This window comes from Streptomyces sp. NPDC093591 (genome assembly GCF_044764885.1).
Lineage (GTDB): Bacteria > Actinomycetota > Actinomycetes > Streptomycetales > Streptomycetaceae > Streptomyces.
In genome coordinates this window covers 163,979-175,315 of record NZ_JBIWIY010000001.1, presented here as the reverse complement: position 1 = coordinate 175,315, position 11,337 = coordinate 163,979, and the positions used below count along the sequence as shown (strand labels likewise).

Annotated in this window: 10 protein-coding genes; 5 read left to right on the top strand and 5 right to left on the bottom strand. The window is 70.7% G+C overall.

What is annotated here, in order from left to right; translation table 11 throughout:
* Positions 1-15: 15 nt before the first annotated feature.
* The 5 genes from ACIREI_RS00770 to ACIREI_RS00750 form a co-directional block, all read right to left on the bottom strand.
* The gene (locus ACIREI_RS00770) at positions 16-954 is read right to left on the bottom strand and encodes a DUF4255 domain-containing protein (protein WP_403325690.1); all 939 of its coding nucleotides are present in this window, start codon (positions 952-954) and stop codon (positions 16-18) included.
* A 70-nt stretch (positions 955-1,024) separates the two neighbouring features.
* A complete protein-coding gene (locus ACIREI_RS00765; protein ID WP_403325687.1) occupies positions 1,025-1,780 on the bottom strand; it encodes a hypothetical protein in 756 nt (251 codons plus the stop codon).
* Positions 1,773-2,507: a hypothetical protein gene (locus ACIREI_RS00760; protein WP_403325684.1), complete on the bottom strand. Its 735-nt coding sequence runs from the start codon at positions 2,505-2,507 to the stop codon at positions 1,773-1,775. The genes ACIREI_RS00765 and ACIREI_RS00760 overlap by 8 nt, the downstream gene beginning before the upstream one ends.
* 179 nt (positions 2,508-2,686) lie before the next feature.
* Positions 2,687-3,211, bottom strand: a complete 525-nt coding sequence (locus ACIREI_RS00755; protein WP_403325682.1) for a phage tail protein — start codon at positions 3,209-3,211, stop codon at positions 2,687-2,689.
* A gap of 33 nt (positions 3,212-3,244) precedes the next feature.
* The gene (locus ACIREI_RS00750) at positions 3,245-5,110 is read right to left on the bottom strand and encodes a phage tail sheath family protein (RefSeq protein WP_403325679.1); all 1,866 of its coding nucleotides are present in this window, start codon (positions 5,108-5,110) and stop codon (positions 3,245-3,247) included.
* 667 nt (positions 5,111-5,777) lie between these two features.
* Between ACIREI_RS00750 and ACIREI_RS00745 the strand changes: the two genes are divergently transcribed.
* The 5 genes from ACIREI_RS00745 to ACIREI_RS00725 are packed head-to-tail and all read left to right on the top strand — an operon-like array spanning position 5,778 to position 11,152.
* On the top strand, positions 5,778-7,106 hold the full coding sequence (locus ACIREI_RS00745; protein WP_403325677.1) for an ABC transporter substrate-binding protein: 1,329 nt from the start codon (positions 5,778-5,780) through the stop codon (positions 7,104-7,106).
* Positions 7,103-8,023 carry a carbohydrate ABC transporter permease gene (locus tag ACIREI_RS00740; RefSeq protein WP_403325674.1) on the top strand — a complete coding sequence of 307 codons (921 nt, stop codon included), beginning with the start codon at positions 7,103-7,105 and terminating at the stop codon, positions 8,021-8,023. The genes ACIREI_RS00745 and ACIREI_RS00740 overlap by 4 nt, the downstream gene beginning before the upstream one ends.
* The gene (locus tag ACIREI_RS00735) at positions 8,020-8,961 is read left to right on the top strand and encodes a carbohydrate ABC transporter permease (RefSeq protein WP_403325671.1); all 942 of its coding nucleotides are present in this window, start codon (positions 8,020-8,022) and stop codon (positions 8,959-8,961) included. Before ACIREI_RS00740 ends, ACIREI_RS00735 begins: the two co-directional genes overlap by 4 nt.
* Before the next feature lie 26 nt (positions 8,962-8,987).
* Positions 8,988-9,896, top strand: a complete 909-nt coding sequence (locus ACIREI_RS00730; protein WP_403325668.1) for a 5-dehydro-4-deoxyglucarate dehydratase — start codon at positions 8,988-8,990, stop codon at positions 9,894-9,896.
* Entirely contained in the window at positions 9,893-11,152 is a 1,260-nt protein-coding gene (locus ACIREI_RS00725; protein ID WP_403325665.1) for a glucarate dehydratase family protein, read from the top strand. The genes ACIREI_RS00730 and ACIREI_RS00725 overlap by 4 nt, the downstream gene beginning before the upstream one ends.
* Positions 11,153-11,337 lie beyond the last annotated feature (185 nt).

Sequence of the window (11,337 nt, the reverse complement as noted above, 5' to 3'; positions counted from 1 at the left end):
TGTACGCACTGTGCTTCAGCCCTCCCGGTCCCCGGCCGCGTCGGATCCGGCCGGGCTGGATCCACTGGTCCCGGACGGCTTGCGGGAACGAGTCGAGCCGGCCGTCTTCCTGGCGGTGGCTGTCTTCGCGGCGGCCTTCCTGGCCGGTTCCGCCTTCTTCGCCGGTTCCGCCTTCTTCGCCGGGTCGGCTTTCCTGGCCGGTTCAGCCTTCTTCTCCGGCTGCGCCTTCTTGGCGACGGTGGGCCCTACCGTCTCCCGCGTCCCGCTCCCCGCCGGCCGCTGCGCAACGGGAGCGGTGCCCGCCGGAGCAGGGCCCGGCGCTCCGGGCGGCACCGGTGCGTGGGGGGCGCCGAAGGGCAGGGCGCGGACGGTGTGTTCCTCCACCGGCTTGGCCGGGACAGGCTTCTCCCGGCCCTCGATCAGCACCAGTGATCCCTGGTAGGCGACCGACAGCGAGTACGGGGTCTGGTGGAGCATTCCCCAGAGCTTGGAGGTCTCGTCGATGTCCAGCTGAGTGGGGGTGAACCGCACCCGCTGTCCCGAGTCGGCCAGGTCGCTGCCGGCCAGGTACGGCCGTTCGCCCGCCACCGCGATCACGTCGGCCGGGAGGATGGGGATCTCATGCAGCGTTCGCACGACGCAGCCGATCAACCGCTGGCCGACCAGCTCGTTCTCCTCGCCATAGGCGCTGATCACATAGTGCAGGTCGATGGCGGCTGCCGGGCGCTTGACCAGGGCGCCCTGGGAACTGCGGGTGGGCAGGTCGTCGTTGCGCCGGGATGCGTTGGGAGTGACTTGGTAGAGAAAGACGGTGATGGTCGGGTCGGTGGGCGGCTCGGCCGGTGGCTTGCGGGTCTCCACGGAGACCGCCATGTCGATCTCGGGCCGCAGGTTGTTCTCGATCAACAGCGCCAGAGCCTGGGTGACATGGGCGATGGCGAGAGCGTTGCTCATGGCGTCGGTTCCTCGGTCCCTCTCGTCCTGCTCATCCGTCTCGTCCGTTCGGTGCGGCTCTCCGTGCCGCTCACTCGCGTCCCCGTCCCAGGTACTCCGCCAGGCTCACCGTGGTCTCCGGCCGCCCTGTGGCCCGCGGTCGCTGCCGGTCGCTGCCCCGGGGTGTTCCGGCCGCCGTCACCTCGAGCCGCCCGATCTGCACCTGCACCACCCGCTCGGTCCCGCGCCCGGGGCGCCGGCCCGCGACCTGCCGCGCGGCGTCTCGGGCGGCCGCCGTGTCCGCGGCGCTGGGCAGCAGCGCCGCGGACACGGCCGCGGGTGAAACGGCGCCCGTGCCCGGGGGGATGGGCGCGGGCGCCGCGCTCGGGGAGGTGTCCCGCTGCGTGATCCCCCGTACTGCCGCGCGGCGCGCGGCGTCGGGGACCGGCCGCGGACCGGGCGTGACCGGCGCGGCGGGCCGTAGCAGTGACACCTCGGGCAGGGCGGGCGCAGCCGGGCGGGCTGCGGCATCGTGCGGCGCGGGGTCCCGCTCCATCCGTACGACCGTCCGCTCCCGCTCGGTGCGCACCTCGTGAACGGCGGGGTGCGCCGTGTTCTCCCGCGGCACGGGAGAGGGGGTGGAGACGGGCCACAAGGGTTCGGTGTCGTCCGGATCCGGGGCCGCGCCCCGGACCGCCTCGATCCGTTCGAAGGGCCCCGCCAGCCGAGGCCGGACGCGTGCCACGTCCGGGCGCGGCGCGGCGGCCGGTGCGTGCCGGGCGATCAGCCGGTCGAGGAAGTCGGGCGCCGGGAGGTCCCCCGGCCGGTCTCCGGAAGAGTCAGGCATCCGCACACAGCTCCAGGTAGTAGCGGCGCCGCAGCGGGCTGAGCGCCAGGATCTCCGGCTCGCTCCAGCCGTACGCGGTGGCGAGCAGATGGATGTCCAGGAGCAAGTCACGTGCCCAGGCATCCAGTTCGGTCCACAAGTAGGAGGCGATGTCCAGCTCGGCCCGAGTGGCCTCGCCGCACTCGGGGCAGGCGATGCTGAGCGTCACGTCGCCGCCCGGGTCCGCCGCCTCGACCGCCTCGGCGATCCGGCGCTGCACGGTGGCGGGCAGTTCGTCGGCCGGGACCGGGACTCCGTCCCGTGCAGCCGTCACGAGGCATCGGACGAGCAGCGCCCTGCGCGGGTCGTCGGCCCGGGCCGCGGCTGTCAGGTCGGCGACGCCGGGCACCCGGAACTCGGCCTCCCAGCCGTGCTCGGTGATCCGCACCACCGGCTCGCCGCGTACGGCCAGGCTCCGGGCGAACTCCCCGGCGTCCAGCTCGAACTCCATGTCCTCGCCGCACGCGCCGCACGCCAGGCGCACCTGCATGCGCTCGCCGAACAGGGTCCGGCGCAGCGCGAACAGGTCCGCCTCGCGCTCGCCCACCGGCAGCGACAGAAGCGCCTCCGGCTCGCCGCCCAGGTCCGGGCGGGCGGCGCGATGCAGCAGCAGGGCACGTCCGGCCGGTGCCCGGCCCAGCCCGGCTTCCCAGGTGGCCAGGAAGTCGGCCGCCCGAGTGATCGCCATGTCCTCCCCCGATTCCCGCGTGTTTCGTCAGATCGCCTGCTGCCAGGGCCTGTTGCGAAGATCCTGGACGTCCCACGACGCGCTTTGCCGGGTCGTCCGGTTTCGCGCGAGCGGGCGGTGCCTCGACAGCGCTGCGGGACCTGCCCTCCGGGTGGAGGACAGGCCTTGCGCGGCAGGCCCTACGCCGGATTCAGGAACGACGGCTCCTCCGGCTCCGGCACCTCGTAGTCCCGCTCCCAGCCCTCGCACTCGAGTTTCAGCGACTGGATGGCCACCGCGTTGGCGTTGGCGTCCAACTCGCCGAGGACCTGGTATTCACTGGGCCAGGTCCGATACAGCTTGTGTGAGACGGCGACCTGACCGGCCTCGTTGAGGACCTGGATGATGATGTCCTTGCGGAAGTCGGCGAGGGACACCTCGGAGCCGAGCCCGGCGCCGACCTGCCAGACCTTGTTGGCCCAGCGGTCGAACTCCGGGTCGTGGGTGACGCCGCGCTCCAGGGTGATGCCCTCGAACTCGGAGCGGCCCGGCGACAGCCGCGGCGAGCTGGGATCGCCGCCGTGCCGGTGCTTGACGACCTCTGTGGTCCGCTTGAGCGGACTGATCTTGCTGATGCCGGCGACCGTACGACCGTCCCACAGGACCAGGAACTTGAAGTTCTTGTACGGGTCGAAGCGATGCGCGTTGACCGTGAACTCAGCCATCGGATTCCTTCAGTTCTCCACGATTCCCCGCGCCTAGAGCGCGAACTGCCCGGACGTCTGCTGGATTTTGACGATCACGAACTCCGCCGGCCGGACCGGTGCGATGCCGACGAGGACGTTGACGATGCCGTTCTCGATGTCCTCGGCGGTCGTCGTGTCGCTGTCGCACTTGACGAAGTACGCCTCGCGCGGGGTGCCGCCCTTGAAGGCGCCCTGGCGGAAGAGGGTGTGCAGGTACGAGGAGGCGGCGAGCCGGATCTGCTGCCACAGGTTCTCGTCGTTGGGCTCGAAGACCACCCACTGCAGGCCGCGCTGGAGGCTCTCCTCGACGTGCAGCGCGAGCCGGCGCACCGGCACGTACTTCCACTCGCTGTCGAGCGCGTCCGAGCCCTCCAGCGTGCGCGCGCCCCAGACGACCGGGCCGGTCACCGGGAAGGTGCGCAGGACGTTGACGCCGAGCGGGTTGAGCAGGCCGGTCTCGCGGTCGGTCAGGTTGACCGTGAGCGAGTGCACGCCCGCGAGCCGCGCCTCGGTGCCGGCCGGGGCCTTCCACACACCGCGCTCGGAGTCGGTGCGGGCGATGACGCCGGCGACCGCGCCGGAGGGCGGGAAGGAGCGCAGCCGGCCCGTGAGCGGGTCGGTGAGCTGGAGGTGCGGGAAGTACAGGCCCGCGTGGTTGCCGCGCACGGCGTCGAAGGCGGCGAGCCCGGCGCGGGCGGTGTCGACGCTGACCCAGGTGCTCGGCGCGTCGACCAGCAGGAAGATCCGCCGCTCGGCGCACAGCCGCTGGGCGGCGGAGATGACGGTGAGCGCGTCCTCGGTCTTCTCGTACGCCGCGAGCTCGGGCAGCGCCAGCAGGTTGACGTCGGCGACGCCGCGCAGCGCCTGGATGCCGGTCTTGTCGCCCTCGGAGCCGATGAGGTCGCGCGGGCCGGGGGCCTCGCCGTCCTCGCCGCCCTCCAGCGGGAACACCGGCGGGTTGACGGAGGCCTCCAGGCCGAGGTCGTTGGCGCACTCGCCGAGGAAGCGGACGATGTCCTCGGGGTCGGTGGAGCCGGCGACGACCTGGATACGGCGGCCGAAGGCGGTGACCTCGGCGCCCGCGAAGGCGTGCTTGCCGGGCGCGTCGGGCAGGGCGCGCAGCTTGCGCTCAAGCAGCAGCGCCAACTCGGCCACGCTGCACGGGGCTTCGCCGTCGCAGTCGGGGTCGTAGAGCGTGAACTCGCGCTCCACCTCACCGATCTTGACGGTCAGGTCGACGGCCAGGTTGGGGAGTTCGTCGCCGAACGGCTTGGAGACGGTGCCGGACGGGTCGGGGCGGCCCTCGCCGACGACCTCGACGCGGATCAGCTTGGAGCCCGAGTTGATCACGGTCTGCGCGTAGCGGCCGTTCGCCGGGTCCATGGAGAGGCCGGTGAAGCTCTCGCGAGCGTCGCCCTTGGCGTCGTAGACACGCAGGTTGAAGGTTTCGTCGGGGCACGGTGTGTCGTGGTCGACGGCGACCCGCAGGCCGTTGCCCCAGAGTCCGGGCTCCTTGGCGTGCACTTCGAGGACCGGGCCCTCGCTGTGGCCCTCGGTGGACTTGAGGGTGACGCAGGCGGCCTTGCCGCTGCCGGCCTTGGCGACGCGGACGATCACCGCGACGGTGCCGCCGTTGCCGAAGAACTGGTGGACCGCGTAGCCGACGGCGCTCTGCGCGCTCAGGCCGCCGAAGCGGCGCTCGAACTCCGTGAAGCTGGTGACGCGTACCGGCTCGTTGAGCGGACCCCGTCGGGTGTGGCCCACAAAGGCCGTCACGGACGTGGTCAGGGTCGAGATCGTGCGGGTGCTGCTGGGAAGTTCTTCGACGTAGACGCCGGGATACGTCGGCTTGGCGGCGCTCAGCGCGCTCATCGGCATTCCCCCTCCTACTCCCTGTCTCGGGTACCGGACAAAGGCACCAAGAGATGGCAGAGGTAGGCATTCCCGACCCGGAGCACGGAGACGCCACCCAGAAGGGCGACGTGGTCACGTGCACCGCACCAGTTTTCCCCCGTCATCACCGTGGGCGATCGACCGCACGGCTCAAGCAGCGCGCTTGTGACTCCTGATGCTCAAGTGCTCAACCCACCTTGGTGTGTGGGAAGTTGACCGAGCAAGGCGCCTTCAGGCCAGCCCCGGAGGGGGTTTGGTGAAGACGCCGTCCCGATATCCACACATCACGCCTGCGCGCCCCGGCCAGCTGGTTCACAGTTCCCGCACAGAGGGTGTCGCGACGGAGCACCGGCCGGGCCCGCCCCCGCGACGGAACCCCCTTACCCACACCGTTCGACTGGTCGCACGCCCGTGCGACCTCCCCGAGTCGCACACAACGCACCATGGCTGGTTTTCCGGGGGTGACGCGAACTCGCCCACAGGCCCACTCCATCGACGTCCACCCGCCCAACGACGCCTACCCCTATAAGGCCGGTGAAATCTCGCCGTCATGTCTTGACATGCGGCCGAAACGATTCGTAGCTTGGCCGATCATTTAGATGCGTGAAGAGAGTTCATGTACATGAACTCCATGGAACCACGGAGTGTGCCCATGCGGGATCGCCGACGAAGTCGCCGCCCGGCCGCCCTGCTCGTCGCCGCGGCGCTCGCGTTCGGAACGGCCGCGTGCGGCTCCGGTTCCGGCGGTGCGGGCAGCGACGACCCGAACACGCTGGAGGTGTGGACCCGGAGCAATCCGGACCCCGCCGCCACCTACGAGCGGGTCTTCGCCGCGTTCACCAAGAAGACCGGCATCAAGATCGACTACCAGCCGGTCATCAACTTCGACCAGCAGCTCCAGAGCCGGGCGTCCACCAAGGACCTCCCGGACGTCATGATCAACGACACGGCGCTGATGGGCAGTTACCAGGGCCAGGGCCTGCTCAAGCCGGTCGACCCCGCCTCGATCGCGGGCCACGACCAGATCACCGACAAGACCTGGTCGTCCACGGTGGGCATCGACGGCAAGCACTACGGCATCCCGTACTCCCGTCAGGCCCAGACCCTGATGATCCGCACGGACTGGCTGAAGAAGCTCGGCCTGAAGGCACCGACGACCTGGCAGGAGATGCTCTCCGTCGCCAAGGCCTTCGCCACCGAGGACCCGGACGGCGACGGCAAGGCCGACACCTACGGGATGGTCGTGCCGGGCAGCGCCCAGAACGGCTATGCCGCCTGGTGGGGCGCGAGCTTCCTGTGGCAGGGCGGGGCGAAGATCATCGAGCCGGACGGCAAGGGCACCTACCGGCCCGCCATGGACTCGGCGGCCGCGGTGAACACCGTGACCTGGATGAAGGACAACCTGTTCTGCGGTGACAACGGTGTCACCCAGCCCGGCGCCCTGACCGCCGTCACCTCGACGGCGACCAACTTCCAGGACGGCAACGCCGGGATGTACATGACCGGCCCGTACAACATCGCCACGTTCGACACCACGCCCGGCAGGGACAAGTACGAAGTCGTCCCGGCGCCCGCGGGCCCGGCCGGCGGCGATGTGCTGGCCGACGGCGAGAACATCTACTTCGGCGCCAGAACGGGCAAGGCGAAGCAGGAGCAGGCACTCGCCGCCTTCCTGGTCTCCCCCGAGGGCCAGAGGCTCGCCATGACCGGCAAGAACCAGCCCGTCGTCCGCATCCCCGTGAACTCCACGCTGGACGCGGCGAAGGTCCGGGACGACGCCCGCTGGAGCGTCGTACAGAAGGCCTACGAGGACTCCTCCCAGCAGTTCCCGAACGCGCCGGACTTCGCGCCGATCAAGCAGGACACCGCCGACAGCCTCAACGCGATCTTCACGTACTGCGGTGGTGACGTCCGCTCCCAGCTGGCGGAGCTCAACGAGACCCTCGCCGGCGACCTCAAGGACCAGGACCTGTTGAAATGACCGCTACCGTGACCACCCCCGCGGCGCGCAGAGGCAAGGTCTCCGGCGTCCTCGGCAAGAAGGCCGTCGTCCCCTGGCTGTTCCTGGCGCCGGGTCTGCTGCTCGCCGTCGTCTTCAAGTTCTGGCCGATGGCCAAGGGCATCTGGCTCAGCTTCTTCGACGTACGGCCCTTCCTCGGCGACCAGTGGATCGGCCTCGACAACTACGCCCGGGTCCTGACCGACCACCGCTTCCAGGACGCCATCGGGCACACCCTGGTCCTCGGCATCGGCCAGTCGGTCGGCGCCATCCTGCTCGGCTTCGTCCTCGCCCTGCTGCTGGAGGGCCAGGCCCGCTCACTGAAGATCATCCGGACGGCCGTCTTCCTGCCCGCGGTCACCGCGACCGCGGTCGTCGGTGAGCTGTGGCGGCTGATGTACTACCCGACCGGCGACGGCCTCCTCAACAGCGGCCTGCACCTGCTCGGGCTCGGGCCCGTCCACTTCCTCGACAACCCGGACATCGCGCTCTACTCGACGATGGCCATGGGCATATGGATCTGGGCGCCGTACAACATGGTCATCCTCCTCGCCGGTCTCGCGGGCGTGGACCGCTCGCTGTACGAGGCGGCGGCCATGGACGGCGTCTCGCTCCGGCAGCGGCTGCGCTACGTCACGCTGCCCGCGATCCGTCCGGCGCTCATGATCGTGCTCACGCTCGCGACGATCCGCGGACTGCGCGTGTTCACCGAGGTCTACGTCCTCACCGGCGGCGGCCCCGCGGGGTCCACCGACGTCTGGATGACCCGCGCCTACACCCTGGGTTTCACCCGCAACGACATCGGCGGCGCCTCCGCGGCCTCGGTCGTGCTGCTCTGCGTGACGCTGCTGCTCACCGTCACGGTCAACTACCTCCGCAAGAGGGGAGACGCGCGATGAGCGCCCCCGTCATCGAGCCCGTCCGGACGCCGGTGCCGGATTCGAAGGGCCTGGCCGCCGAGGCGCGGCGCACCACCCCGGCCCGCTTCGACACCGCCCTCGGCTGGAGCGACCGGCCCGGGATCGCCTGGACCTTCCGGATCCTGCTCTGCGCGATCGCCGTCGGCATCTTCGCGGCGCCGTTCCTGACGATCTTCTCCGGCGCCCTCACCCCCCACCCCAGCGGCTCCTCGCTGTCGTTCCTGCCGCACGACAGCACGCTGCTGAACTTCAGGGTGGCAGGCGAGCGCGGCATCTGGGACTACCTGGGCAACTCGCTCGTCATCGCGGGCGGCGGCCTGCTGCTCCAGCTCGTGGTGTGCACGCTCGCCGCGTACGCGCTGGCCCGGCACCGGTTCCGCGGCCAGGCGGTGATCATGATGCTGTTCATGATGACGCTGATGCTCCCCGAGGAGGTCATCGCGATCCCGCTGTCGCTGGTCCTCGGCGACGTCCCGGTGGTCCATCTGGACCTCAAGGGCACGGTCTGGGGCGTGATCCTGCCGCTGGGCGCCTGGGGCTTCTCGGTGATGATGCTGACCGAGTTCATGCGGGACATCCCCGCCGAGATCGAGGAGGCCGCCCGCCTCGACGGCGTAGGCGAGCTCAGGATGCTGTGGCAGGTCGTCCTGCCGCTGTGCAAGCCCGCGCTCGGCGTGGCCGGCGTGCTCGGCTTCATCATGATCTGGGACCAGTACCTGCTGCCCCTGATCGCCGCCAAGGATCCCACCGACTACACGGTCACCGTCGCCCTGTCCATCCTGCGCACCGACCCCGAGGTCGGCTCCGGGGTGGTGCTGGCCGGTGCGGTCATCGCCCTGATCCCCAGCCTGATCGTCTATCTGCTCCTCCAGCGCTCGCTGGTCACCGGCATCGCGGCCGGGGCCACCAAGGGCTGAGCCAACCCCCCACGTTTGAGGCAGACATGAAGTTCCAAGGAGTGCTGTTCTTCCCGGTGACGCCGTTCGCCGCGGACGGGTCACTGGACGAGGAACGGCTCGCCCAGCACATCGACAGCGGCGTCGCGGCCGGTGCGGGCGGCGTGTTCGTCGCGTGCGGCACCGGCGAGTTCCACGCGCTGACGCCCGACGAGATCGAACGGGCCACGCGGGTCGCCGTCGAGACGACCGCCGGACGCGTCCCCGTCCTCGCCGCGGCGGGCGGCCCGCCCCCGGTCGCCCGCGACCAGTCCGCCCGCGTCGAACGCGCCGGCGCCGACGGCGTCCTGCTGCTGCCGCCGTACCTGGTGACGGCGCCGCAGCAGGGCCTGGTGCGGTACGTCGAGGAGGTCACCGCCGCCACCGACCTGCCGGTGATCTTCTACCAGCGCGGCGCCGCCCGCCTCACCGCGACCACGGCGGCCGAGATCGCCGCCCTGCCCAAGGTCGTCGGACTCAAGGACGGCTTCGGCGACATCGAGCGGATGCACCGCATCGTCCGGGCGGTACGCGCCGTACCCGGCGGCGAGGACTTCCAGTTCTTCAACGGCCTGCCCACAGCCGAGATGACCGCGCCCGCCTACCGCGGCATCGGCGTCGACCTGTACTCCTCGGCCGTGTTCGCCTTCGCGCCCGAGATCGCGCTGGCTTTCCACCGGGCGCTGGCCGAAGCCGACGAGGTGACGGTCAGCACGCTCCTCGACGAGTTCTACGGCCCCCTCGTCGAACTCCGCGACGAGGTCCCCGGGTACGCCGTGGCGCTCGTCAAGGCGGGAGTGACCCTGCGCGGCCTGGACGTCGGCGGCGTACGGGCGCCGCTGCTCGACCCCACGCCGGAGCATGTCGCCCGGCTGGCGAAACTCATCGACCACGGTCTGGAGGCGGTCCGCGCATGAGCACCACCGTCGGTACCCGGATCCGCGAGCTGATCGTCACCCCGATCGCCTTCCGCGACCCGCCCCTGCTCAACTCGGGCGGCGTCCACGAGCCGCTCGCCCTGCGCGTCATCCTCCAACTCGTTCTGGAGGACGGCACGGTGGGCCTCGGCGAGTCGCCGGGTGGCGTCGCCCGCCTGGAGCGACTTCAGGCCGCCGCGAAGGTGGTCGTCGGCATGGACGTCTTCGACACGACCGCCGTCTCGGCCGCGATCGACGCCGCCCTGCTGCCCACCGTGCCCAGCTCCCACGAGCGCGGCTGGACCACCTCGGCGGTGGAGGTGGCCTGCCTCGACGCGCAGGGCAAGCTGCTGGGCCGTCCGGTGAGCGACCTGCTCGGCGGGAAGGTCCGCAATTCCGTGCCCTTCGCCGCATACCTCTTCTACAAGTGGGCCGAACACCCCGCCCTCGACGGCCGCCCGGCGGTCGGCGACGACTGGGGCGAGGCGCTCGACCCCGCGGGGATCGTCGAACAGGCCCGGCTGATGCAACAGCGGTACGGCTTCCGCTCGTTCAAACTCAAGGGCGGTGTCTTCCCACCCGACGAGGAGATCGCCGCGATCAGGGCGCTCGCGGAGGCCTTCCCCGGCCAGCCGCTGCGCCTGGACCCCAACACGGCCTGGACGGTGGAGACTTCACGCTACGTCGCGCGCGAGCTGGACGACGTACTGGAGTACCTGGAGGACCCGACCGCGACCATCCCCGGCATGGCGGAGGTGGCGAAGGACTCGCCACTCCCCCTCGCCACCAACATGTGCGTGATCGCCTGGGAGCACCTGAAGCCGGCCATCGAGCAGAACGCGATCCAGGTGCTCCTCACCGACCACCACTACTGGGGCGGACTGCGCCGCACCCGTGAACTGGCCGCGGTCTGCGAGGCGTTCGGCGTCGCCCTCTCGATGCACTCCAACTCACACCTGGGCATCAGCCTCGCGGCCATGACCCACGTGGGCGCGGCCATCCCCCACCTCGACCACTCCTGCGACACGCACTACCCGTGGAACTCCGCCGACGACGTGATCGTCCCCGGCGCCCTGGAACTGCGCGACGGCGCGGTCGAGGTCCCCACCGGCCCAGGCCTCGGCGTGGAACTCGACCACGACGCCCTGAACCGACTGCACCGGCTGTACATCGACTCGGGCGTGCGCTCCCGCGACGACACCGGCTACATGCGGCGGATCCAACCGGGGTACGAACTCCGGCTGCCGCGCTGGTGACGGCCGGAGGCTTACGGCGACGGCATTGGGCGAACGGGTGGGGCCGCCCAATGCCGTTCCGTCGGCTCGGCGGCCGGGCTGGTCGAGTTCCGATCCGCATGGCCGACGTGGAGCTCGGCGGTGATGCGGTCGGAGAGCAGGTGAGGGCTGTCGGGATCGTCCGTCGTGAGGAACGCACCGCGGAT